The sequence below is a fragment of the Bradyrhizobium denitrificans genome (assembly GCF_013179005.1).
Lineage (GTDB): Bacteria > Pseudomonadota > Alphaproteobacteria > Rhizobiales > Xanthobacteraceae > Bradyrhizobium > Bradyrhizobium denitrificans.
Genome location: NZ_JABFDP010000014.1, coordinates 1 through 24,856, shown reverse-complemented (window position 1 = coordinate 24,856; position 24,856 = coordinate 1). Strand labels below are relative to the sequence as shown.

Annotated in this window: 17 protein-coding genes, 1 tRNA gene and 1 pseudogene; 7 read left to right on the top strand and 12 right to left on the bottom strand. The window is 64.5% G+C overall.

Going from position 1 to position 24,856, the window contains the following annotated elements:
• Positions 1-55: 55 nt before the first annotated feature.
• A complete protein-coding gene (locus tag HL671_RS16570) occupies positions 56-1,693 on the top strand; it encodes an isocitrate lyase (RefSeq protein ID WP_012044246.1) in 1,638 nt (545 codons plus the stop codon).
• Positions 1,694-1,782: 89 nt separating this feature from the next.
• Here HL671_RS16570 and HL671_RS16565 read toward each other — a convergent pair whose 3' ends face one another.
• The 7 genes and pseudogenes from HL671_RS16565 to HL671_RS16535 form a co-directional block, all read right to left on the bottom strand.
• Positions 1,783-3,303: an FG-GAP repeat domain-containing protein gene (locus HL671_RS16565; protein WP_172237031.1), complete on the bottom strand. Its 1,521-nt coding sequence runs from the start codon at positions 3,301-3,303 to the stop codon at positions 1,783-1,785.
• A gap of 179 nt (positions 3,304-3,482) precedes the next feature.
• Positions 3,483-5,765: an FG-GAP-like repeat-containing protein gene (locus HL671_RS38780; RefSeq protein WP_172237030.1), complete on the bottom strand. Its 2,283-nt coding sequence runs from the start codon at positions 5,763-5,765 to the stop codon at positions 3,483-3,485.
• Between the two features lie 904 nt (positions 5,766-6,669).
• Positions 6,670-7,758 (bottom strand): acyltransferase family protein, encoded by a 1,089-nt coding sequence (locus tag HL671_RS16555; protein WP_172237029.1) that lies wholly within the window; start codon positions 7,756-7,758, stop codon positions 6,670-6,672.
• The gene (locus tag HL671_RS16550; protein WP_172237028.1) at positions 7,712-8,296 is read right to left on the bottom strand and encodes a hypothetical protein; all 585 of its coding nucleotides are present in this window, start codon (positions 8,294-8,296) and stop codon (positions 7,712-7,714) included. Before HL671_RS16550 ends, HL671_RS16555 begins: the two co-directional genes overlap by 47 nt.
• A gap of 3 nt (positions 8,297-8,299) precedes the next feature.
• Complete coding sequence (locus tag HL671_RS16545; protein ID WP_172237027.1) at positions 8,300-8,872, bottom strand: PEPxxWA-CTERM sorting domain-containing protein; 573 nt, start codon at positions 8,870-8,872, stop codon at positions 8,300-8,302.
• 940 nt (positions 8,873-9,812) lie between these two features.
• Positions 9,813-10,234: pseudogene (locus HL671_RS16540) on the bottom strand (hypothetical protein).
• 1,081 nt (positions 10,235-11,315) lie between these two features.
• Positions 11,316-11,391: transfer RNA gene (locus HL671_RS16535), tRNA-Lys, on the bottom strand.
• A 659-nt stretch (positions 11,392-12,050) separates the two neighbouring features.
• Between HL671_RS16535 and HL671_RS16530 the strand changes: the two genes are divergently transcribed.
• Positions 12,051-13,022 carry an acyltransferase family protein gene (locus HL671_RS16530; protein ID WP_307769004.1) on the top strand — a complete coding sequence of 324 codons (972 nt, stop codon included), beginning with the start codon at positions 12,051-12,053 and terminating at the stop codon, positions 13,020-13,022.
• Between the two features lie 43 nt (positions 13,023-13,065).
• Here HL671_RS16530 and HL671_RS16525 read toward each other — a convergent pair whose 3' ends face one another.
• Positions 13,066-15,753, bottom strand: a complete 2,688-nt coding sequence (locus tag HL671_RS16525; RefSeq protein WP_172237026.1) for a glycosyltransferase — start codon at positions 15,751-15,753, stop codon at positions 13,066-13,068.
• A gap of 352 nt (positions 15,754-16,105) precedes the next feature.
• Complete coding sequence (locus HL671_RS16520; protein ID WP_012044233.1) at positions 16,106-16,678, bottom strand: hypothetical protein; 573 nt, start codon at positions 16,676-16,678, stop codon at positions 16,106-16,108.
• A 153-nt stretch (positions 16,679-16,831) separates the two neighbouring features.
• On the opposite strand from HL671_RS16520, the gene HL671_RS16515 reads away from it, so the two are divergent.
• Together HL671_RS16515 and HL671_RS16510 are read left to right on the top strand one after the other, a co-directional pair.
• Complete coding sequence (locus HL671_RS16515) at positions 16,832-17,014, top strand: hypothetical protein (RefSeq protein WP_148221476.1); 183 nt, start codon at positions 16,832-16,834, stop codon at positions 17,012-17,014.
• Between the two features lie 56 nt (positions 17,015-17,070).
• Complete coding sequence (locus HL671_RS16510; RefSeq protein WP_172237126.1) at positions 17,071-18,627, top strand: glycoside hydrolase family 17 protein; 1,557 nt, start codon at positions 17,071-17,073, stop codon at positions 18,625-18,627.
• Here the strand turns inward: HL671_RS16510 and HL671_RS16505 are convergent.
• The gene (locus tag HL671_RS16505; protein WP_008963041.1) at positions 18,587-18,967 is read right to left on the bottom strand and encodes a hypothetical protein; all 381 of its coding nucleotides are present in this window, start codon (positions 18,965-18,967) and stop codon (positions 18,587-18,589) included. The two genes, HL671_RS16510 and HL671_RS16505, sit on opposite strands and share 41 nt — an antisense overlap.
• 103 nt (positions 18,968-19,070) lie before the next feature.
• Positions 19,071-20,327, bottom strand: a complete 1,257-nt coding sequence (locus tag HL671_RS16500) for a hypothetical protein (protein ID WP_172237025.1) — start codon at positions 20,325-20,327, stop codon at positions 19,071-19,073.
• Positions 20,328-20,473: 146 nt separating this feature from the next.
• Here HL671_RS16500 and glmU point away from each other — a divergent pair, with 146 nt between their 5' ends.
• The gene (gene glmU / locus HL671_RS16495) at positions 20,474-21,820 is read left to right on the top strand and encodes a bifunctional UDP-N-acetylglucosamine diphosphorylase/glucosamine-1-phosphate N-acetyltransferase GlmU (protein ID WP_041750769.1); all 1,347 of its coding nucleotides are present in this window, start codon (positions 20,474-20,476) and stop codon (positions 21,818-21,820) included.
• Positions 21,821-21,835: 15 nt separating this feature from the next.
• Here the strand turns inward: glmU and HL671_RS16490 are convergent, their stop codons facing one another.
• Positions 21,836-22,063, bottom strand: coding sequence for a hypothetical protein (locus HL671_RS16490; RefSeq protein WP_012044229.1), 228 nt, complete (start codon positions 22,061-22,063; stop codon positions 21,836-21,838).
• A 232-nt stretch (positions 22,064-22,295) separates the two neighbouring features.
• Here HL671_RS16490 and glmS point away from each other — a divergent pair, with 232 nt between their 5' ends.
• Together glmS and HL671_RS16480 are read left to right on the top strand one after the other, a co-directional pair.
• Positions 22,296-24,122, top strand: a complete 1,827-nt coding sequence (gene glmS, locus HL671_RS16485; protein WP_172237024.1) for a glutamine--fructose-6-phosphate transaminase (isomerizing) — start codon at positions 22,296-22,298, stop codon at positions 24,120-24,122.
• Positions 24,123-24,209: 87 nt separating this feature from the next.
• Positions 24,210-24,821: a LysE family translocator gene (locus tag HL671_RS16480; RefSeq protein WP_172237023.1), complete on the top strand. Its 612-nt coding sequence runs from the start codon at positions 24,210-24,212 to the stop codon at positions 24,819-24,821.
• Positions 24,822-24,856 lie beyond the last annotated feature (35 nt).

The window sequence follows — 24,856 nt, the reverse complement described above, 5'->3', positions numbered from 1 at the left end:
CGCGGCGAGCGCTTACAACAGGTCCCAGGTTGTCCTTAACCAAGGGATCACGGACATGAACTTTCAACCGCGTGGATTGAACGACCAAGCTCTCCAGGGCCCCGCGTCCTACCAGGCCGAGGTCGAGGCGGCGCGCGCGCTGCTCGAAACCCACCCGACCTGGAACGGCGTCACCGCCGAGGCCGTGGCGCGCATGCGCCTGCAGAACCGCTTCAAGACCGGTCTCGACGTGGCCCGCTACACCGCGGCGGTGATGCGCGCCGACATGGCCGCCTATGACGAGGACAGCACCAAATACACCCAGTCGCTCGGCTGCTGGCACGGCTTCATCGCGCAGCAGAAGCTGATCTCGATCAAGAAGCATTTCGGCAAGACCGACCGCCGCTACCTCTATCTCTCGGGCTGGATGATCGCGGCGCTGCGCTCGGAATTCGGCCCGCTGCCGGACCAGTCGATGCACGAGAAGACCTCGGTGCCCGCGCTGATCGAGGAACTCTACACCTTCCTGCGCCAGGCCGACTCGCGCGAGCTCAATGATCTGTTCCGCAGCCTCGACGCGGCCCGCAAGGCCGGCGACAAGGCGAAGGAGACGGAGATCATCGCCAGGATCGACGGTTTCCAGACCCATGTCGTCCCGGTGATCGCCGACATCGACGCCGGCTTCGGCAATGCCGAGGCGACCTATCTCTTGGCCAAGAAGATGATCGAGGCGGGCGCCTGCGCGCTGCAGATCGAGAACCAGGTCTCGGACGAGAAGCAGTGCGGCCACCAGGACGGCAAGGTCACCGTGCCGCATGACGTGTTCCTGGCCAAGATCCGCGCCTGCCGCCACGCCTTCCTGGAGCTCGGCGTCGAGGACGGCATCATCGTCACCCGCACCGACTCGCTCGGCGCCGGCCTCACGCAGCAGATCGCCTTTTCGAGCCAGCCGGGCGATCTCGGCGACCAGTACAACAGCTTCCTCGATTGCGAGGAAGTGACGCCCGGGAACGCCCGCAACGGCGATGTGATCATCAACCGCGACGGCAAGATGCTGCGTCCGAAGCGGCTGCCCTCCAACCTCTACCAGTTCCGTCCCGGCACCGGTGAGGACCGTTGCGTGCTCGACTGCATCACCTCGCTGCAGAATGGCGCCGATCTCCTGTGGATCGAGACCGAGAAGCCGCATATCGAGCAGATCGCCAAGATGGTCGACCGTATCCGCAAGGTGATCCCGAACGCCAAGCTCGCCTACAACAACTCGCCGTCGTTCAACTGGACCCTCAACTTCCGCTGGCAGGTCTATGACGCGATGAAGGAGGCGGGCCAGGACGTCAGCCGCTACAACCGCGCCGAGCTGATGAAGGCGGAGTATGACGACACCCCGCTGGCGAAGGAAGCCGACGAGCGCATCCGCACCTTCCAGGCGGACTCGGCCAAGCGCGCCGGCATCTTCCACCACCTCATCACCCTGCCGACCTACCACACCGCGGCGCTCTCGACCGATAACCTCGCCCGCGAATATTTCGGCGAGCAGGGCATGCTGGGCTACGTCAAGAACGTCCAGCGCGCCGAGATCCGCCAGGGCATCGCCTGCGTCAAGCATCAGAACATGGCCGGCTCCGACATCGGCGACGACCACAAGGAATATTTCGCCGGCGAGAAGGCGCTGAAGGCCGGCGGCGCGCACAACACGATGAACCAGTTCAGCTGAGATCGGCCTGGTCGATCGCAATTTCAAGAGACCCGCCTGGTGCAGACCGCGCCAGGCGGGTTTCGCTTATTGCGGCATGGCCTCCACGCTCAGGCCAGCAGGATGTCATGGCTCGACAAGGTCGGGTGGTTCTGTAGCGTGGCGATCAGCTCATATTGGTTGGCGACCGAGCCGAACGGCTCGGCATACCAGAGTTGGCCGGTCGTGGCCTGGTAATAGAACTGGTAGCGCGCATCGCCCACCTCGGGGCCCGCGGTGCCTGACGTGAACGACACCACGCCGGGATCGTAGACCGGCGCGCCGACGGCATTGATGAAGGCGGTGTGATCCAGCACCAGCTGATCGGCATTGGGCTTGAAGTCGGTGATCGTCGCGCCCCAATTGAAGCCGGAGACGTGAAACAGGTTGTCGCCGGCGCCGCCGGTCACCGTCGCGCCGCCGGACTGGATCACGAATGTGTCGCTGCCGTCGGTTCCATAATAGGCGTGAGACTGGTCCGCGTTGATGACCACCCCCGAGCCGGCGCCATTGGCGACCGTGCTGTTCGGGCCGGCATTGATGGTGGTGACGTTCGTTGCCGTCGGTCCCAGCATGGACAGGACCTGCGCGGTGCCGGAGCTGGTGTCGCGGATCACGAGGCTGCTGCGGCCGCTGCCGTCGAAGGTGTCGACGGCATCTTCCACGATCTGCGTGGCGCCGAGCAGCACCTGATTGCCATTGCTGTCGTGAACATAGTCGACCGAGAAGATGCCGCCCTGGATGTTCATCGTCCACGTCACGAGATTGCCGCCGACATTCCACAGCAGGTCGGAGATCCCGTCGCCATTATAGTCGCCGTCGGCGCTGATCAGGGTCGCATGGGCGGAGGGGGACACGTTGCCGATGATACTGACCGTCGGATGGCCGTCATGCATCAGCCATTCGACGACGTTGCCGCTGTCGTGATCGTACCAGAGGAGGTCGTGGGTGCCGTCGGCGTTGAGATCGGCCTTGGTATCGAGCAGGCTCACGGAGGTCGGGATCTTGCCGAAGTCGATGCGCTGGGCGATCTCGCTGCCGTTCATCGCCCACAGCGTGGTCTGGCCGTCATCCATGCCGCGGAACAGGATGTCCGACTTGCCGTCGCCGGTGAAATCGCTGGCGCCGTCGACGATACTGTAGCTGGTGGGGATTTGTCCCAGCGACGTGTAGGCCTTGATGTAGGAGCTGTTCATCTGCCACATCATCAGCTGGCCGTCGGTCTCCCCGCGCCATAGCAGATCGGATTTTCCATCGGCGGAATAGTCGCCGGTGCCGACGACGTCATAGCCGGCCCGCATCCAATTATAACTTGGGTTGCCCACGACGACGCCATTCGCGCCGGTCAGCCAATCGATCGCGATGTCGTTGCTGAGGCTGTGGAACAGCACATCGGTGGTGCCTGAACCGTCGAAATCGCCGAAGCCCGTGATCTTGTAGGTCGAGGGATAAGTCTCCGCGACATGATAGGTGATCGTGCTGACCGGCGCGCCGTTCTGCATCAGCAGCGTCGTCACGTCGCCGGTGGTCTCGTCCTGCAGGATCAGGTCGGAAATCCCGTCGCCGTTCAAATCCACCTTGCGTATCGACATGCAGCCCCTCCACGTCTGCGGTCCTGAACCGATATGGCCGACCTGACATCAGCGGACCGCGCGATCAGCAGCTTAGCGGGCCACTCATCAGAAGGCCACCTCCTGTGAGATGTTTGCGTGGCTTCGCGATGCTTGCTCCGGTTGCGGAAGGGACGAGCCCTGTCCAACACGATCGGCCATCAGACGAAATCATAATGGTGGGCGACCGTCTTCCATGTGGCGTCAGGGATCGAGCCGATCTGCGGGCCGGCCAGCACCTGGGCGCCGTCCATGGTCCATTCCGCCAAGGTGCCGCTGTCGTTGCGCCAGAGAATGTCGGTCTTGTGGTCGCCGTTGAAATCGCCGGTGCCGATGACATGCCAGGACAGGTCGGGGGTGGAGGCGATCTGCGGGCCGGCCAGGATCTGGCCATTGTTCATTTGCCATTCGGCCAGCGTGCCGCTGTCATTGCGCCAGAGAATGTCAGCCTTGCCGTCGCCGTTGAAATCGCCGGTGGCGACGACGTGCCAGGACAGGTCGGGCACCGAGCCGATCGCAGGCCCGGCCAGGATCTGCGATCCGTTCATCGACCATTCCGCGAGCGTGCCATTGTCGTTGCGCCAGAGGATATCGGCCTTGCCGTCGCCGCCGAAATCATCGACGCCGACGATGTGCCAGCTCGGATCGGGTGACGAGCCGATGTTCGGCCCGGACAGCACCTGCGCGCCGTTCATCGTCCACAGCGCCAGCCCGCCGCTGTCGTTGCGCCAGAGGATGTCGGCCTTGCCGTCGCCGTCGAAATCAGCGGTGCCGGCGACGTCCCAGCTCTTGTCGGGCGAGGAGGCGATGCCTGGTCCGGAGACGATCTGCGATCCGTTCATCATCCATTCGGCGAGCGCGCCGCTGTCGTTGCGCCACAACAGGTCGCTCTTGCCGTCGCCATTGAAGTCGGCGACGCCGACGACGTGCCAGCTGTTGTCCGGGACGGAGCCGAGCTGCGGGCCGGCCATCACCTGGGCGGCGTTCATTTGCCATTGCGCCAGGGTGCCGCTGTCGTTGCGCCAGAGGATATCGGCCTTGCCGTCGCCGTCGAAATCGCCGGTCAGGCCATAATCGCCCTGGACGCCGGTGCTGGCGCTCACGCCGGCGTCGAGCAGGAAGCGGAATGTCTCGGATTGGTGCGTGCCGGCGACATGGGCGATGGTGGTCCAGTGCACGCCGCCATTCAGGCCGTCGCTGTCCATCTGGACGTCGGCGAAGGCGCCGCTCTGGTCCTCGACGACGCGAACGAGATGATCGGCGGTCTGGCCGGCATGGACGCCCCAGGAGAGCAGGGCGCTCAGGTCCATCGTGTCGCCCTCGGCGGCACTGTAGACGCCGGCATTGCCGCGATTGAAATCCTGGATCAGGTCGGAATTGACGCCGGTGTTGGATGCCAGGATCGCCTGGTCGAACACGAAGCGGTCGCCGCCTTGATTGCCGAACAGGGTGTCGATGCCGTCGCCGCCATTGATGACGTCGGCGCCTTCGCCGCCGCGGAGGATGTCGTTGCCGGCCTGGCCGTTGAGAATGTCGTTGCCGACGCCGCCATAGATGGTGTCATTGCCGGCGCCGCCATCGATGGCATCGTTCTTGACGCTGCCGATCAAGAGGTCGTCATTCACCGTTCCCGAGAGGTGATAATACTGGTCGGTGATGCGGTAGATCGTGACCGTTGAGGCATTGGCGAGCTGGCTGAAATCGGTCTGGTGCTCGCCGAGCGCGGCGTTCCAATTGTCGATCGTATCGACCTTGCCATTGGACACGCTCATCACCGTAAAGGTGTGCTGCGACTTGCTCGGATCGGCATAGTCGAAGCGGACGATGTCGCCCGGCTGCAGGCGGTTCTGCCAGTTCGGGTCGGGGGTGACGTCGCCCTTGAAGATCGCGCTCCACAGCCCGCCATCGAGATTCTGCGACGGGGTCAGCGACCCCGACATCGCCGGCAGCGGCGCGCCGGCGGCCGCAGCGTAGTCCGACGCGATCGAGTGGCAGCCATTGGGGCTGGCGGAGCCCTGGTAGAGCTGCAGATAGGTCCTGGCGGCGGCGACGACGTCGTCGCCGGTGATCGCGTTCGGCGTCGGGTCGTTGTACAGCGTCGGCACGATGCTGATCTTCATGTACGAGCCGTAGCCCGGGCCGAACGCCGCGTAGCAGTAGATGCTGGGCTCGATCTCGTTGCCGACGACGAGCTGAAGGTTGTTGAGCTGCGCCGCAGGGACGTAGAAAGCGGTGTCGACCGGCTCGGCCGTGCCGTTATAGGCGAAGCGGCTGTTGATCCGGGCGCTGCCCCAATAGCCGAACTGGCTTTCGTCGATCGAGCCGTCGTAGAAATAATATCCGGCGTAGCTCGCGCCCGAGAACAGCTGCGAGATGTAGTCCGCCATGTTGATCACAGAGCCAACCGGCGCACTGATCACGATCGGTGAGGCAATGTCGGCCATCGGGAATGTCCTAATGAATCAATCAAATACTCGTGAAGTCTAGCGATACTACGGATCGTCCGCAACAGGTGCGGTGCCGGCGGGACGGGGCCGGAGACGTCCGGCCGTCGATATCGTTAAAAGCCGCCCCCCCGGATTGCATGCGCGCCGCCCCACCGATGCGGCTGGCGCGGTCGCCCGGTTCGCAGACCGGTCGGTGTGTCCGTGAGGCGGGATCAAGCCGGGCCATCTCAAACCCATGACACTGCGATGGATCGCGCGGACGCGTTCATTCGTCACCGCGACGCCTCCCGCGCCCGAGCTTTGATCGCGTTCGCCCCCATCGGACAGAGGGCGCGGGGAATGCCGGGCTGCAGGCCGCAACCCATGGCCCGCCTGCAACAAGGAAAGCAGGCGGCAGTCACCACAGGTTCAGCCGGCCTCCGGCATTCCCCGCGCGATGGTCTTCACGCTTATACGCGATCTCCCCGGTGTCCGGCTTGGTAGCCACCGTCGCCCTCGGGGATCATCACCCCCAGGACTTGGCGCCAGCTTCGGGGCGCCAGGACCACGCGATTTCACGTCCGCGACCTGCCGTTCGTCCGCGCACATCAGCACGCTGCAACAGGCCCGCGGCCACCGCTCCCCGCACCCAACGTCCGTGACGATCGCGAAGCGCCCCTCTCGAGGAGCACGGGATGAGGGCAGTCAATCATAAAATTCGGAAAAATGGAAGCGGAATCTCAGTGGCGGCAAGGCTAGGTACGGTATCGCATTGAGGCGGCAGGACGAATGATGTTTTTGGCGCAGGGGCCGCTCGGTCCCGACGAGGCGACTCAAAGGCAGGCGAGACATTTCGAGTGCGCCGCTTAGCACAAGCTGCGTCGATCGCCGACATTGTGAGGATGGCTCGCGGTCCCCTCGGTTAATTGTCCAACTTGAGGCTAATCGACCTTATCGAAGCGATCCGATACAGCCGACGCAGTAGTCTTGCCAAAAAAATGGCCGCGCCGATCGACATTATGATGGCCAGAAGAAACTCGATTGTAAGAGGAACAGGCAGAAAAGCACCCAAGCGCTTTACCACGCCGCGAGCGACTAAGTAACAGGTCGGGTGAATCAAATAAATCGGATAGGAGATCTCGCCGAGAAGCCTGGATCCCGGAGGTGCTGGGACGTTTGCATCGTGCTGCCAGACAGCGAGGCTTACGGCGAGTGTACTTGCAAGGACTTGGACCGCTGCCATGGTGTAGTCCGACGGCCAGAGCAGTCTCAGCAGCGATACAAAGGCTGTCGCGACAACCAAGCTGATCAGCAGCGACGAATTACATTTCTTGCGGTGAGCGGCAGCAATTGCCATTCCGAAGAAGAAATAAAGGTTCAGATGGCTCGTTATGAAATTAGATGCAGGGCGCGGCCATTCCTCAACGAGGCCGTTCAGCGGAATTGATGCGACAATAATAGAAAGCCATACAAGGAACAAGAGGGCGCCGACGGTGCGGTTCAAGATCGCCACGAGGAAGATGCCATAAAAAAGAAGCTCGTGGCGCAGCGTCCAGGCGGTGTTCACCAAAAGCCCGCCTGGCAGGAGAAGTGCCTGTTGAAGAATGTAGGAGCTGTCAATATGCGGTGCGTACGAGGCGTCGCCGAGCCTCGTCCTGAGAAGAAGCAGGAGCAGAAAAACGCCCCAATACAAGGGAAAGAGCCTTAGGAATCTCCGCCACGCGAAGTGAGGGGCACGCCGGGGAGTGCCAATGTCTTGAGCATGGACATGGAAAATAATGAACCCGCTAAGAACAAAGAAGAACGCAACACCCCACCGGCCCAAATCGTGGATTGCGCGCAGGCCGTCAGGGAGTCGCCACATGTCGACGTGACTGAGCACGACCGCAAACGCAGCGAGCCCACGTCCTAACTCGATCCAGTCGAGTCGGTCGCCTCGCGAGACATGCATAGTCAGCGGTCGATCAGTCGGCACCAGATCGGCGTCGCGCCACTTGGACAGAATAAACAAGAGCAAGGCCTGTTAGCATCGTTAGCCAGGTGGATGGTTCCGGGACTGCGGCGATTTGTTGGGAGGCGAGCGAGAATCCCTCTGGCAAGTCCAGGAATAGCCGCACGTCGAGGATGCCGGCGTGTCCGTATTTGAGCCACCGCGTGTCCCATGAAATGGTGCGCTTGATTGACGGTTCGCCGTACCAGATGAGATCGCCTGTTGCCGAGCAGGTCTTGCATGCAATAACCGGGTAGTTCTGCCCGATCACCTCCAGGTTGCCGAGCGCTGCAATCCCGGAGGCATTGATAACGTCGCCGCTGGCGACGACGAAGCTGGTGTAAACGGCGTATGCGCCGATCGTGTTGGGGATGTTGGGATCCGCGAAGGGAGGCAGGCTCGCAACGGCCGTCAGACGGACGTGCCCGTAGTAAATTTGGTTCAGCTGCCACGGCCCAACGATCTCGTCCGTGCCGCTAAGCGGGATCGTGCTGGCCAGGGCCGGCCGAGGAAGCAGAGAAGTAAGGCTGACAACCAGTGCGACCGCCATTCGTCGCATGGGTCAGATTCCTAAGTGTTGCGGCCGTCGTCGGCTCAGCAGGCAGATGCTCGCGAGCCCAATGATCATCATCGCCCAGGTCGAGGGCTCTGGCACTCCTGGCGCCAATACAGAAAAGCCGTCCGGCAGTTCAGCCGCCAAGCTGAATGAGTAAGGTACGCCCCAATAGGTAACGCTATAAGTTGCCCTGTCCTCTTGCAGTGAGAGTCCAACGGAGGAGTGGGTCGTCAGCGTGTTAGTGGCGGCGTAAACTGGCAGATATCCGTGATTGCTTTCCCAAGGCGAAAGGCAAGGACCACCGAAGGACGATCCGCAGTTGACCAGCGTCAATGACGATTGACTCGTCGATATGTTCGAAAAAGTTCTCCAGCCAACCCAAGCATTGTCCGGTGTCGGTCCGTCGGGGCCTCCACTGAAGAAGAGCTGAATGTATATCGGGTTTGGTCCCCACAGAGGGTCCGTCGTGAAAGGCCCGACGATCTGAACGCTGCCGTTGGTTGGCAAGCCAAGAACTACATTGGCATGAGCTTGGTAGGAAAAGAAAATTGCAGCAATCGCTACGGCGAATCGAAACATGTTGGCCCCCGGAAATATTCCGACATCCCATCTTCACGTGTGGGTTGTGTCAACAAGATTTCAGGTTCCAAGGTGACGGTGACAGTGCACAACAGACTAGGACCGCGATGCTCTCGCTGACAGAGTGCGGCTGACGCGGTTCTCGCGCGCTTTTGAGCGGGACGATCACGCCCCCCGCGGGCGCCTCCGCTTCCTGATGGCGAACTGCGATCCCTCATGGTGAGGAGCGTCGCCGAACGGTCGTGCCAATTCGAACAGTCTTCATGGCGGCGCATCTCGAACCATGAGGCCACCGTCCGGGCCTCGCCCTTCGAGACGCCCGCCGATCGGCGGACTCCTCAAGGTGAGGGGAGGAGTCGAGTGGGGCTCGCCTGCAGCGGTGCACTTAACGTCAGTCGAGAACACTAGAAGATAAGTGCACCGTCACCTTAATCCAACACAAATGGAACCAAATCCCGCATCAACCGCACTCCGCGTCACCTAATCGCTTGCGGATCGCTCGCCAATAGCCTGATCCTACGCAGCGCAATCACCGCGCTCAGTTGCATTTGCCGTAATACTGAGTAGGCGCTAGTTGTCCGAGAACTATTGAGTGACGGCTGTGGACCGAACTCCCGTCTTTATGCGTGATAGTTGTCGTCTGTATTGCTCCGGTTGGGAGACGTTCCTGGAAGGTGACTCCTTGGTCACCGTTATAGAAATCCACGTCAGCTAGGCCTGCATTGCCGATAAGAACCGCCCTTCTCGTCGAAGTGTCGAGGGCAAACTCAAGCTGAAACTGCTCCTTTTGCAGCCCATCAAGAGATGCCACTAGGCTGTATGAGCACTTCCAGTGAAGCGATCCGGCACGTGCAGTTGAGGCCAAGCACGCCAACAAAAAGAGGACTAAGATCAAAATCCGTTTCATTTTTCTTCCCCAAGGCGACGTGAGAGCGTCGGCTTATTTCCTCGATTCGTCCTGATGCGGCGACCAGATAGGCGTCGCATCAGCCGCCAAAATCTTGGTGCCCCGCAACGCGATCAGCGCGGTCCGCTTGTAAGGGTAGCCCCGGAGCTGCGAGCAATCCTTGCAACGCATGTATCGCTCCAGCTCATATATCGGCGTGGCCTTCGGTCCCCTGACGACGTCGAGCGCCACCGTCTGGTTGGTGTCGCAGCCGAGGCATCGGACCTCAATATATCCAAATCCCGCGTTCAAGGCATCGCCGAGCGTCGGCGACGGCTGCGCCGGTCCGCCGGCTTCAAGCATGAGCTTGTTCCAGGCGATGCAGGCAAGGCGATCGGCGTCCTTGCGCGGGTAGCCTGCTCGGCTGCGATGCGAGTGGCGGAGCCGTAGAGGCGCTCGCGCGATCTGTTGCTCATGCCGCATGATTCCGTCGGTCGCTGCTTTCGGAAAGCCGCTAAGTATTGGCGCTGCGCACATAGGCTTGGTGCAAGCTGCCGGCGCTGGACAGGCCTATCGGCTGGCCTGGGCCGCTTGCCGTCGATAGTCCTCAATCATCTCCGGCTTGACGTCGCTCGGATAGCAAAGCGGCGACGCGCCTCCAGGCCTTGAATGAGCGCTGCGTGCGCCGCAAGCCCTGCCGTTTCTCATGACATCGTCCGGGCAGGCGCAGGGGTGTCCGGTGGCGTAGTACTGCTCTCGACTCGCCTTGATCAGGATCGCGACAATCGCGGCGGCCGTGAGCGCAGTTTCCACCTTACGCTTCGTATCGGGCTGGGCGGGCTTCTCCGGAGGCGCGAGCTTGGCCTGTGTTGGCGCGGGCTGGCGATCGCCCTCCGGCTGAGCAGGCCGGGTGAGGCTGGTTGGCGCCTGAATGACCGGACGATCAGTTGTCTCCGGTCTTGCGCTAGGCGGGCTTGCAGTTTCGGTTGGGACCGTTGCAAACGCGACCGGCTTGCTCGCGGCGACTTGCGCGTCGAGGGCAGGGGCGGGCGCAGCCGCGCCATGATCGGGCGCACCGTGCCGCCCGACCGAATAAGACACCAGGGCCGTAAGCCCCAGAAGAACGAAGACAACCCCAGATTTCATGGGGTCATTCAACCGGAAGAGGTAATTCCGTCAAGCTCACGCGATAGGCGGGGATGGATTTTGGATTGTCTTGGTAAAGGCGCCGATCGACGGTCTCATGGTCGTTGAATTCGTCCCACGCCGGAGCGCCGATGCAGGTGCCACCGCTTGATCCCGATGCCGCCGACCTGGCGCGGCGGGCTTATGACAGCCACCTTGAACGGCGCGGTGGATGTCAGAGGGGGATGTCAGGGGTCTTGGGGGCGTCGGGTTGATCGGGGCTGCCCGATGGCTGCGGTGGCTACCGATAGGTCGGAGCACGCGGCGGGACGCCATCTCACGTTGTCATGATCAGCTTGAGTACACGTCAACGTCTTGAGCATGAGGGCATTTCGGGTCGAACCGTAAGTGATCCATTTATCTCCCGGAGATTGGTGAGCGCGCTGGGGCTCGAACCCAGGACCCCGTGATTAAAAGTCACGTGCTCTACCGGCTGAGCTACGCGCTCGCTTCCAAGGAAGCGGTGTGGCGGCGTGGGCCGTCACTGTCCGGATCGTCGGCAGGATACCATGAGAACGCGGAGGACGTCGCCGTGGTTCACTGCGGCGCAAAATCGGGGCGTCGAAACCCCGGCCATGGGCCGCGTTGCTGTCGCACCGGCTGTGTAGGGGGCGCGCCGGTTTCGGTCAATAGGCGCGCGTGCCAACCCACAGGCGGACGGCCGGATTTGCTCGGCTTTGAAGGCGGTTAGCCGGCCGTCTTCGCATGCCCGCACGCTCTGACGGCGGCCGCCTCCAGCGGGACGCGGCGCGGCCGTCGGCGGCGAGCCGCCACCACACCGAGGCCTCACGCTGTGGCCTGCGCGCCACAGCGGGGTCAAAACAGGGGCGGGCCCTCCGAAACGGTGTGATGGCCCATCATGCTACCGCCGGTAGATGTGTTTCTGAAGGTTACTGTGTGTTTCCGAGTCCGGTGAACCGGCGCCCATTGCCGCCCGGCTGTCGGCGGAGGAAACGACATGAATATGCCCCCTCGCGGATTCTGGCCTGTGCTCGGGGCCCTCCGGTTCCTGCTGGCGATGTGGGTGCTGTTCGATCACACTTATAATTTCGGGCCGGCCGACCGCGCCATTCCCGTCCTGACGCGGAGCGGCCTGATGGCCGTGATGTGCTTCTTCGTCATCTCCGGCTCAGCATTCATCATTCGATCGCGACGCGGCCCGCCGGCTACTTCCGCCGGCGCCTGCTGCGCATCTTCCCGTTGAATGCGCTGGCGGTCCTGATCGGATGGTTCGGCTGGTCCGTGCTCGGCCTGTCCGGCGGGTATGGCACGCCGGCGGTGCCGCCAAGCGTGTGGCAGTTCATCGGCTGCATCTTCCTGCTCGAGGCGTTCTTTCCGATCATGATCGGGTTTCTTTACCCCGCATGGTCGCTCTCGATCGAGGCGGTGTACTATCTGCTCGCGCCGCTGTTCAGGAAGATCGAGGGACGGCGTTACATTCCGGGCATCATGATCATGTCCGGCCTGCTGTTCGTGGCATGGCCGCTGATCCGCGACGAATATGTCGCGGGCCGCAACTCCTATTGGCTGACGGGCATCGTGATGCTCTGGGCCTGGCTGGCGGGCTGGGTCGCCTATACGAACGCCGGCAACCGCCGCTATCTCGTCTCGCTCGGCATCGCCGGCCTGGCCTCGGTCGCGACCCAGGCCAGGTTCTTCGACGTGACCAATGTCAGCTCCGCGGCCGTGAATGGCGTCGCCTGGATCGGCACCTTGATGCTGGTCTTCTACCGCATCGGGGATGTCGGCGGCCGCGTCGCCGCTGTGTTCGACTATCTCGGCGAGATCAGCTTCCCGCTGTACATCCTGCATTACCCCGTGCTGTTCGTGGTCAGCAGCTCGCTGTTCAAGGCGCATCCGAACCTGAACTACGGCATCACCCAGGTCGCCATCTCGCTGGCCGCGGCGGCGCTGGCCTACCACCTCGTGGACAGGCCGTTGCGCGTGCCCGGGGCGAGCCTGGCGCAGGCTGCGCGCGCCTGGCGCGGCCTGGTCGCCGGCCGGCGCGCGTCGCCGGCTGTCGGCAATGGGCGCGGCGAGCTGCCCGAGGCCGCGCCGCGGCTCGGCACGACCTCCTGATCTTCAGCGCGTCCCGACGCAGGCGGCGGCGCGCGGAGGGGATTCAGACCTTCTCCGCCGCCTTGGTCGGCGCCGCGCTCAGCGCGGCCGGCTGCATGCCGGGGCCGGCCAGCTCGGGCACCCAGACCGGGCGCAGGCCGATCAGTTCGGCGGTGCGGACGGTGGCGTGGCGCCAGAACTCGAAGGAGTTGATGCGCGACATCTCCAGCACGGCGATCGCCACCGCCGAGAGGAAGGGCAGGCTCTCCAGGATCAGGACCGCGGCGAAGATGTAGAGCTCGGTGATCGCCAAATAGTTGGTCATGATCAGGATGGTGGCGCCGATCAGCAGCAGGGCGCCGATGACGGCCTCCCAGAACGCCTGGAACTCGATCGACATCCGCGACAGGCCGCCCTTGGACGTCCGGGCGAACGCCAGGTGCTCGGTGATCAGGCCCTGCGCCACGGCGCGGCTGACGGTCCATTGCACGCTCATCGCCGCGATCATCGCGCCCAGCATCTGCCACGGCTTCACCGCGACGCGCAGCCGGTAGAGGATCAAGAAGTGGGCGAGCGAGACCACGAAGGCGGCGATGATCGGGATGGTCAGGATCTTGTCGGGAATGGCGATGCCGGCAAAGGCGACGATCGGCACCCAGATCAGATTGAGGATCGCGACCACGACGCCGAGGCTCTCGGCGCCGAGCCAGTTGAGCCAGCCGAGCGAGAATTCGCGCTTCTGGTCCGCCGTGAGCCGGCTGCGGCCGGGCAGGAAGCGGCGCCAATGCTTCTTGACGATCTGGAAGCCACCATAGGCCCAGCGATGGCGCTGCTTCTTGAACGCCTCATAGGTGTCGGGCAGCAGCCCGGCGCCGTAGCGGGTGGCGGTGTAGTGGGTCTGCCAGCCGAGCTCCTGGATCGCGAGGCCGAGATCGGTGTCCTCGCAGATCGTGTCGCTCGACCAGCCGCCGGCCATGTCCATCGCCGCGCGGCGGATCAGGCACATCGTGCCGTGCACGATGATCGCGTTCTCCTCGTTGCGCTGGACCATGCCGATGTCGAAGAAGCCGGCATATTCGCCGTTCATGATGTAGTGCATCAGCGACAGATCCTCGTCGCGATGCTCCTGCGGCGCCTGCACCAGGCCGACGGCGGGGTCGGCGAAGGCCGGCACGAGGTCCTTCAGCCAGTCCGGCGTCACCACATAGTCGGCGTCGATGATGCCGATGATCTCGGCATCGACCGCGGTGCGCTCCATGGCGATGCGCAGCGCGCCGGCCTTGAAGCCCTTGACCTTCTCGGCATTGATGAACTTGAAGCGCTCGCCGAGCATGCGGCAGTGATCCTGGATCGGCTGCCAGAACGCCGGATCCGGCGTGTTGTTGATGATGACGACGACCTCGTAGTTCGGGTAGTCGAGCCGGGCCAGCGCATCCAGGGTCTGCTTCATCATCTCGACCGGCTCGAAATAGGCCGGCACATGGATCGAGACCTTCGGGCAATAGTCCGGCGCGGCGGCGCGGGCGCGCGCGGCCTTGTCGCGGGTGAGCAGGCGGCGCGGCGCCCGGCCGAAGGCGATCGCGGCGATCTCCTCGATGCGGGCCATTGCGATCAGGATCAGCGGAACCAGCAGCGTCAGGCCCAGCGTCAGCGCGAAGGCGGAGCCCCAGACGAAATAATGCACGTTCCAATAGGCGAAGACGTTGGAGACCCAGGCGCCGACGCCATGCGCCGTGATCGCCAGCACCAGCGCCTGCAGCACCGTCGGCTGGCGCAGCCGCACCAGCGGCAGCGACAACAGCACGCCGACCAAAAGCGCGATGGCCGCGAGCTTCCAGTAGTCCGGGTTCACGATCGGGCCGGTCCAGGCGAACTTGACCTCGCGCGCGGCGTTCAGCACGCCCCAATACGGACCGACGCCGCCCTCGAAGAACTTCCAGGGCTGATCGATGCCCTCGACGATGTTGTACTCCATGCCGATGGCCTCGGCGCGGGTGACGAAATTGCGCAGCACCCAGGCCTGCTGGAACGGGCCGGGATCGGCAATGCCGCGGTTGTAGCCCTCGCTCGGCCAGCCGAATTCGGCGATGACGATGCGCTTGCCGGGGAATTTTTCGCGCAACAGTTGGTAGCGGTCGACCGCCTGGTCGACGGCCTGGGTGTGGTTGAAGAACTCCCAATAGGGCAGCACGTGCGCGGCGATGAAGTCGACATTGGAGGCGAGCTGCGGATAATCGCGCCACAGGTTCCAGATCTCGCCGGTGGTCACGGGCACGGTGACCGACTTCTTGACCATCTTGATGTAGCCGATCAGCTCGTCCGGCTTGAGCTCGCCGCGGTACAGCGTCTCGTTGCCGACGACGACGCCGATGACGTTGCTGTTGCGGCGGGCGAGCTGGATCGCGGCCGCGATCTCGCGCTTGTTGCGGTCCTCGTTCTTGTCGATCCAGACGCCGAGCGTGACCTTCAGGCCGACTTCGGCGGCGATCGGCGGCACCAGCTCGACGCCGCCGGTCGACGAATACAGCCGGATCGCGCGGGTGATGGTGGCGAGCTTCTTCAGGTCGCTGCGGATGCGCTCGGCATTGGGAATGTTGTCGACGTCGGGATGGTCGGTGCCCTCGAACGGCGCGTAGGACACGCTCGGCAGCATGCCGGTGAAGTCGGGCGCGCTCTGCTTCTGCTGCAACAGGCCCCACAGCGCGGCATGCGCGGCGGCGACGAACAGGATGACGGCTGCGATCACGCGCATCGGTCAGGACACCATGGCGGGCGGGAGAGGAGGGAGCAGCGACAGCGACGGCGCGATCGGCGGCCGGCGTCGCGCCGCGGCACCTCGCGGCGTGCTGCCCAGGCACGACAACGAAGCGCAGCTTCGAGCGGAGAACCGGCCATGGGTCTGCGATGGCACCACGCCGGGGTCACCATTTAGGCCCGTTCATCGCTGAACGAGGGCTGAACCGGGTGGCGGTCGGACTCACGCCGCTCGCGTCACGATAACGCTGCAGCGCCATTAGACAACTGCAGCGGTGATGCGGCGTTTGCGTGGCAGACCTGTTGCTGCGCCGCGACGGCGCAGGCGGGTCCGCTTCCGGATTGGCAGATTACGGCTTGGCAGGCTGCGGCGACGGCGAGGCCTGCGGCGCGGCCGGCTGGGCGGCCTGCGGCTGCGAGCCCGTCGGGGCCGGCGGCGCGGCCGGCGCCGGAGCGGCGGCCACCTGCGGCTTGGCGTCCGGGTTGATCCAGCAGGTGTGGACGTGGTTGTTCAGCGAATTCGCCACCTTGTCGTCGATCTGGGCGATGAACCGGGTCAGGCAGCGGAACGAGGCCTGGACGTGGCCGCCGGGGCAGCCGAACCGGTCATACAGGTCGAGGTGGCGGAAGGCGGTATCGAGGTCGTCGCGGTACATCAGCTGGACGACGCGGCGGCCGAGCCAGACGCATTCGGGGTTGCCGGCGGGGCCGCCGCTCAGCGCCTGGGCGGCCTCACCGAACTCGTCGGCCTTGCGCTGGTTCTCCTTGGCGTCGGCCGGATTGGCCGCCTGCGGCTTTTGGTCCTGGGGATGGTCGCTGCCGCTCTGGGCGAAGGCGCCGGGCAGGCCGGCAAGGACCGAGAGGCCCACCGCCGCAGACAAGCGCAAAACCGAAAACTTGGACTGGAGCACGCGTCGACCCATAAATTCCCCGAATGTTGCCTTCATGCCGTCCCGCGACGGACGCAGTGTTGATGCCGGTCAAATCGGCCCCGATTGCGGCGGGAGAGTGATTCCGAGTATCGCATTGCGTTCCTAAAATCCGGTTGCGGCGCTCGGAGCATCCGGGGAGTCCCAATGACCGGAATCTCGGATTTTGTCCAGCAAGGCCCCAACTTTCTCGCCGCACATCGTAAAGCACCGCTGATGCCACGCCGCCGTTGCCGCCGCACGCGGCCGATGACGCGTGTGCGGCAGAGCCCTTGGCAGATCGCCGCCGACCGGGTAATCGACACCACCCTGCCTGGAGAACGGAACTGAAATCCCTTCGTACACCGCTGGCGCTTCTGCTCATTTCCTTGGGTGTCATCGCCGCCATGTGGTGGTGGCTCGCCAAGCCCATTGTGCTCGCACGCGCCCCCATCGAGCTCGATTCCAAAGTTCAATGCGTCTCCTACGCGCCGTTCCGCGGTCAGCAGAGCCCGCTGGATCCGACCACGCATATCGAGGCCGACCAGATCGAGCAGGACCTGGTCCAGCTCGCCAAAATCTCGGATTGCGTGCGCACCTATTCGATCGAGAACGGGCTCGACCAGGTGCCGGGCATCGCGGCGCGCGTCGGCATCAAGGTCATCCAGGGCATCTGGCTCGGGTCCAACAAGCTGAAGAACCAGCAGCAGATCGGCATCGCCGTCGACCTGATCAAGCGCTATCCGGGCGTGATCACGTCGGCCGTGGTCGGCAATGAGGTGCTGCTGCGCGGCGAGATGACCACAGCCGATCTCGCCGCGACGATTCGCAGCGTCAAGGCGCAGGTCACGGTGCCCGTCACCTATGCCGACGTGTGGGAATACTGGCTGCGCAACCGCGAGCTCTATGACATCGTCGATTTCGTGACGGTTCACATCCTGCCGTATTGGGAGGACATGCCGGTGCGCGCGAAATTCGCCGCCGCCCATGTCGACACCATCCGCCAGCAGGTCGGCGTCGCGTTTCCCGGCAAGGAGATCCTGATCGGCGAGACCGGCTGGCCGAGCGAGGGCCGCATGCGCGAGGGCGCGCTGCCGTCGCGCGCCAACCAGGCCCGCGTGGTGTCGGACATCCTGACCTTGGCTAAGCGCGAGAATTTCCGCGTCAACCTGATCGAGGCCTATGACCAGCCCTGGAAGCGCAAGCTCGAAGGCACCGTCGGCGGCTATTGGGGCCTGATCAGCGACGACCAGCGCGCGCTGAAATATCCGCCGGGCCAGCCGGTCAGCAACTATCCGCAGTGGAAGCTGCAGATGGCGGCCGGCATGATCCTGTCCTTTGTGGTGTTCCTGTCGGGCTGGCTGACGGTGCGGCGCCGGCCCTGGCCGCCGCACCTCTCGGCCTGGATCGGGGTCGGACTCTCCGCGACCACGGCGGGCGTGCTGTTCGGCATGGCCGCGGACAAGATGTTTTATGAGAGCCTGGGCTTCGGCGGCTGGCTGCAATGGGGCGCGCTGCTTGCCGCCGGCGTGCTGGCGCCGATCCTGGGGGCCAATGCGGCGATGGCTGGCCGGCCTCTGCCGACCTTCCTCGACCTGCTCGGGCCGAATGACGGCCGCAAACAGCTCAAGATCACCTATGCGCTCGGCCTGGTGCTGATCGTGACCGTGCTGATCGCGGCCGAGACCGCGCTCGGCTTCGTGTTCGATCCGCGTTACCGCGACTTCCCGTTCGCCAGCCTGACCATGGCGGTGGTGCCGTTCGCGATGCTGCTGGCCAACCGCCCGGCGCAGGGCGGCCGGCCGATCGCGGAGGCGAGCTTCGCCGGCCTGCTCGCGATTTCCTCAGTCTATGTGATCTACAATGAGGGGCGCGACAATTGGCAGGCGCTGTGGACCTGCGCGATGTACCTGACGCTCGCCGTCACGCTGTGGCGGGCGCGGGCCGTGCAAATCCGAGGATGAGCAGGCCGATCGCCAGCCCCGACAGCACGATATTGTAGAGCACGATGCCGAGGCCGGCGGCGATCAGCCCGCCGGTCAAGAGCACGATCGACGGCCGCATCACATGCAGGACCGCGATCACCAGCGCGGTGGCGCCGAACACGGAATTCTTGAACAGCGTCGTCGCCACCGCCCGGCTCTTGCAGGCGAGGGTCTGCAGACCCGCGTCGCAGGCGAGCGCGACGCTCGACAGCTCGATCGCGAGATAGCGCAGATAGAGGGCGTAACCGACGGTGACGAAGCCAACGATCAGGAGCCATTGCACCTGATAGGGCGAGAGGCGGAACGGGGTCTTTTTCATGCGCCGGACTATGCTGCGGAACGGCCGTGCGGACAAGCCGCAAAGCGCTTCCGGGCTGCTTTCACAGACCGGTCCAAGCGCTTCGCGGAGCAGGTGAATTCGATCAGGAGCGGCGGAAGAAGGACGACAGCGCTGAGGGCTGCTCGGGCTTGGGCGCCTCGGGCGGAGGTGCCGGCGCGGCCGCCGCCGGGGGTGGAGGCGGTTCCTCGCGCTTGCCATGGCGTTGCTGCAGCGCCTGGGGCTGCAGCGTGCGGCGGCGTTGCACCGGCGGCTTCTGGGCGGCCGGCGCCGGTGTGGCCGATTTGGCTGCGTCGGAGCCGTCCGTCTCATCGCGCAGCGACAGCCGCTGGCCGTCATAGACCGTGGTTTCGCAGGTTCGCTGCAGCTCTGTCAGCGTCGCGCAGATCCGGGCCGCCGCGGCCGCATCGCTGAGCGGGCCGGCCCCGAGCCGCAGCTGCATGCCGGGGCCGGACTGGCCCTCTTTCAGGATGATGATCGGACGCAGCGCGGCGAGATCGGCGTTGGTCTTGCTCAGGCCGCGCCACATCGTTCGCAGACCGCCAATCGAATTCGCGCCGCCGAGATCGACGGCGAATTCGGTCTTCTGGACAGCCGTGGCGACGCTGTCCGAACTGTCGGTTGGGCCGGCGGAATCCGCTGGCTCGGCCTTGGCGATCTTGTCGGCGTCAGGTGGCTTGGCGGCGGCCGGCGCGGGCGAACTGGCTGTGGCGGGCGTTGCCGCGGGCGAGGGCGCCGGCGCCGGCGAAGCGGTCGTGCCCGCGCGTCCGACCCCGGCTCCCGGAACCGTGGTCGGCGCCGCCATGAAAGGCGACATGTTCGCATAGGCCGGCAGCGGGCTCGGCGATGCCGGACTGGGCGAGGGCGATGGCGGCTGCGACTCCACAGCGGCGACCGCCGGCGGCGGCGCGCTACGGCTGTTCGGGGCCGGGCTTGCCGTGGCCTGGGGCGGCGTCTGTTTGGCAAGCGCGCCGGTGACGGAGTCCAGGCCCTGCTCGAGCACGGTGACCCGGGCATAGAGCCGGTCGCGGTCGGTGTTGAGCGTCTCGATGGCCGCCGCAAGCTGGCGCGCTTCGCCTTGCGTCTCCTTGGCGAGTGACTGGATCAGCTGAGTCTGGCGCGACAGATCGGCCGCCGAAACCCGGTCGCGACGCCAGCCCTGCGCGGTCTGACTGGCGAAAATGGCCAGGCCGACGGCTCCCACGGCACCCGCACCCCACCAGCCGAGCCGCCACAGCGTCCGGCGGTCGAACTCGTTCTCGTCCGCGAACAACCCGGACAGCTTTCCGCCAGTTTTCTCAACTCCTCGAACTGCGGCTGAATTGTGGGAGTCCTTAGCCATGAACCTGCCTTAATCGAATCACGGGCGAACATTAACAGGAAAACCACTGCAGGCTTCAGTCGGTGGAGGTTTGCCGCGGGCAGAAAACGCATTATGACAACGCGGTGTGGCCGTGTGCTGATTTGCCTCTCAATTCAAGGTGTTGAATGACCGCTCGATCCAGTCTCACAATCGTGCTTGCCGCGGGTGAGGGCACGCGGATGCGCGCGAGCCTGCCGAAGGTGCTGCACCCGGTCGCCGGCGAATCGATGCTGGCCCACGTGCTGGCGGCGGCGCCGAGTGGAGACGGCGCCCGCCTCGCCGTGGTGCTCGGACCGGAGCACGCCGCGGTCGAGACGGAGGCCAAGCGCCTGCGGCCCGATGTCGACATTTTCATCCAGCGCGAGCGGCTGGGGACCGCGCATGCGGTCTTGGCCGCGCGCGAGGCGATTGCCCGCGGCGCCGACGATCTGTTGATTGCCTTTGGCGATACGCCATTGATCACGGCTGCGACCTTTGCGCGGCTGCGCGCGCAACTCGCCGAGGGCGCAGCGCTCGCCGTGCTCGGCTTTCGCGCCGCCGATCCGACCGGTTACGGACGGCTGCTGATGGACGGAAGCAAACTGGTCGCCATCCGCGAGCAGGCCGATGCGACCGAGGCGGAGCGGGCGATCACGCTGTGCAATGCCGGGGTGATGGCGATGGATGGCCGTCATGCGCTGGCCATTCTGGACAAGATCGGCAACGCCAACAGCAAGGGCGAGTATTATCTGGTCGACGCGGTGGCGATCGCACGCGCGCAGGGGCTGGATGCGGCGGTCATCGAGACCTCGGAGGACGAGGTGCGCGGCATCAACACCAAGGCGCAGCTTGCCGAGGCCGAGGCCGTGATGCAGAACCGTCTGCGGCAGGCGGCCATGGACGCGGGCGTGACCTTGATTGCGCCAGAGACCGTCTATCTCGCGGCCGACACCAAGTTCGGCAAGGACGTGACGATCGAGCCATTCGTCGTGATCGGTCCCGGCGTCTCCATCGGCGACGGTGCCGTCATCCATTCGTTCTCGCATCTCGTGCAGTCGACGCTCGGCCGCAACACCCTGCTGGGACCGTTCGCGCGGCTGCGGCCCGGCACATCAATGGGCGACGGCGCCAAGATCGGCAATTTCGTCGAGGCCAAGGCCGCAGTGCTGGAGGCGGGCGTCAAGGTCAACCATTTGTCCTATATCGGCGACGCCCATGTCGGTGCCCATTCGAACATCGGGGCCGGCACCATCACCTGCAATTATGACGGCTTCAACAAGCATAAGACCAGGATCGGCGAGGGCGCTTTCATCGGCACCAACACGTCGCTGGTCGCGCCGATCAATATCGGCGCGCGCGCTTATATCGGCTCGGGATCGGTGATCACGCGCGACGTGCCTGAGGACGCGCTGGCACTCGAGCGCAGCCCGCAGACGACACGCGAGGGAGCGGCCGCGCGCTTCCGGAGCGCGAAGTCGCGCCAAAAGAAGTGAACAGGACTCGGCGGCCTAACCTTCGTCGTCCTGGAACTCGGCGAACATCGCGCGTGTCAGCCGCCAGCCGCGGCGGGTGGCGTGCTTGACCGGTTCGCTGCTGCGATGCTTGACCGGCATCGGCTTGAGCTCGCGACTCATGGTCGGCGGCGGCCAATGCGCGAGATGACTGCCGGACTCGGGATGCGACAGGCTCAGCGAGCCGGTGCCTTTGGGATCAGATGGGCGACGCGTGGTGGTCATGAGATCATCTCCGACGCGACATTGTCTGCGCGAAAGCATTGACCGGACGTTAAGCTCGCTTGCATCGGGACCTCCGCGTGGAACCGGAGTTGCACGCCTATTCGCGCGCCGAAGTCCTCCACTTAACCGTGTCGCAATCCGCAATAATTATTGAATCCTGAAAGCGCACGGATTCCGTTAAGACAACGCCACGCATTTGAATCTGTTTGGACAATTTGGGGAATAGCTCGGCATGTGCGGAATTGTCGGCATTTTGGGACGCGGGCCGGTCGCCGAGCAGTTGGTGGATTCGCTCAAGCGGCTCGAATATCGCGGTTATGACTCGGCCGGCGTCGCCACGCTCGAAGGCGGTATCCTGGAGCGACGGCGCGCCGAGGGCAAGCTGAAGAATCTCGAAGCGCGGCTTCAGGCTCAACCTCTGAAGGGATTTACCGGCATCGGTCATACGCGCTGGGCGACGCATGGCAAGCCGACCGAGAACAATGCGCATCCGCACGCGACGGACCGCGTCGCCGTCGTCCACAACGGCATCATCGAGAATTTCCACGAATTGCGTGAAGCCCTGCAGAAGAAGGGCACGGTGTTCGCGACCGAGACCGACACCGAGATCGTGGTGCATCTGGTCGATGATCTCTTGAGCCAGGGCATGGCTCCGGTCGACGCCGTGCGCGAGACGCTGGCGAAACTGCGGGGCGCCTTCGCGCTCGGCTTCATCTTCGCGGGTCAGGACGATCTTCTGATCGGCGCGCGCAATGGTCCGCCGCTCGCGGTCGGATATGGCAATGGTGAGATGTATCTGGGGTCGGACGCGATCGCGCTCGGACCGCTCACCGACAACATCAGCTATCTCGAGGATGGCGACTGGGTGGTGCTGACCCACAAGGGCGCCACGGTCTACGATCGCAACAACGCGGTCGCCGATCGCGAGATCGTCAAGCATGGTCCATCGACGTCGCTGGTCGACAAGGCCAACTACCGCCACTTCATGGCCAAGGAGATCCACGAGCAGCCGGAGGTCGTCGGCCATACCCTGGCGCGCTATGTCGACATGGGCACCGAGCGCGTGATGCTGCCGGCGCGGCTGCCGTTCGACTTCAAGGACATTCAGCGCATTTCGATCACCGCTTGCGGCACCGCGAGCTATGCCGGCTTCGTCGCCAAATACTGGTTCGAGCGCTTCGCGCGGGTGCCGGTCGAGCTCGACGTCGCCTCCGAGTTCCGCTACCGCGAGGCGCCGCTGCGCAAGGGCGACCTCGCCATCTTCATCTCGCAATCGGGTGAGACGGCCGACACGCTCGCCGCGCTGCGCTACGCCAAGGCCCAGGGTGTTCACACCCTGTCCGTTGTCAACGTGCCGACCTCGACGATTGCGCGCGAGAGCGAAATCGTGATGCCGACCCTGGCGGGCCCCGAGATCGGCGTCGCGTCGACCAAGGCCTTCACCTGCCAGTTGATGGTGCTGGCCGCGCTGGCGATTGCCGCGGGCCGGGGCCGTGGCGAATTGTCCGAAGCCGACGAGACAAAGCTGGTGCATGGCCTCGTCGAGGTGCCGCGCCTGATCGCGGCGGCCCTCACCACCGAGCCGCAGATCGAGAAGCTCGCCCGCGAGATCGCCAAGTCGAAAGACGTGCTCTATCTCGGCCGCGGCACCTCCTATCCGCTGGCGCTGGAAGGCGCGCTGAAGCTGAAGGAGATTTCCTATATCCACGCCGAAGGCTACGCCGCCGGCGAGCTGAAGCATGGTCCGATCGCGCTGATCGACGAGACCATGCCGGTTGTGGTCATTGCGCCGTATGACCGCGTGTTCGAGAAGACGGTATCCAACATGCAGGAGGTCGCGGCGCGCGGCGGCAACATCATCCTGATGACCGATGCCAAGGGGGCCGAAGAGGCCACCGTGGACTCGCTGGTCACGATCATCTTGCCCGACATGGCTGCGACGTTCACGCCGATCGTCTACGCCATCCCGGTGCAGCTGCTGGCCTATCATACGGCCGTGGTGATGGGGACAGACGTCGACCAGCCGCGCAACCTCGCCAAATCGGTCACGGTGGAATAGCGACGACGTCGGCACGCAGCCCCGGGTGGTCGGCCCTTTACCCCATCTACGTTTCTACGATCCTGTTCATGGTCAATGTGCATCGCGATGGCGCTCAACACCTGGCTGCTGTTCCTGGTCACCTCGGTCGGAATCTCCCTCACCCCCGGCCCAAACGGCCTGCTGGCCTTGACGCATGGCGCGCTGCATGGCGGGCGCAAGACACTGTTCACGATCGCCGGCGGCCTGATCGGCTTCGTCCTGGTCATTGCGCTCTGCATGTTCGGTATCGGCGCGCTGGTGCAGGCGTCGATCATTTGGCTGGTGGTGCTGAAATGGGTCGGCGGGCTCTACCTCGCCTGGCTCGGCGTCAAGCTGTGGCGATCGCCGCCGGTGGCCGTCGAGGTCAGCAGCGACGGTGTCACCGTCAGCGCACCAGCGCTGTTCAGGGCCGGTTTGCTCACCGCGGCCACGAACCCAAAATGCCTGCTGTTCTTCAGTGCGCTGTTGCCGCAATTCATCGACCCCGACCGGAGCCTCCTGGTACAGTTCACCGTCGTTGCCATGACCTATACGGTCACCGAGTTCGTCACTGAGCTCGCCATCGCGAGCTTCGCCGCCCGCGTGCGCCCCTGGCTCGCCCGGGTCGGACGGCGCTTCAACCAGGTCTGTGGCGGCATCTTCGTGGCCGTGGGCCTCGCTCTGCCGCTGCGGGCCTAGGTCCTGTACCCAAACCCCTTGCGGGTGACGGGGCG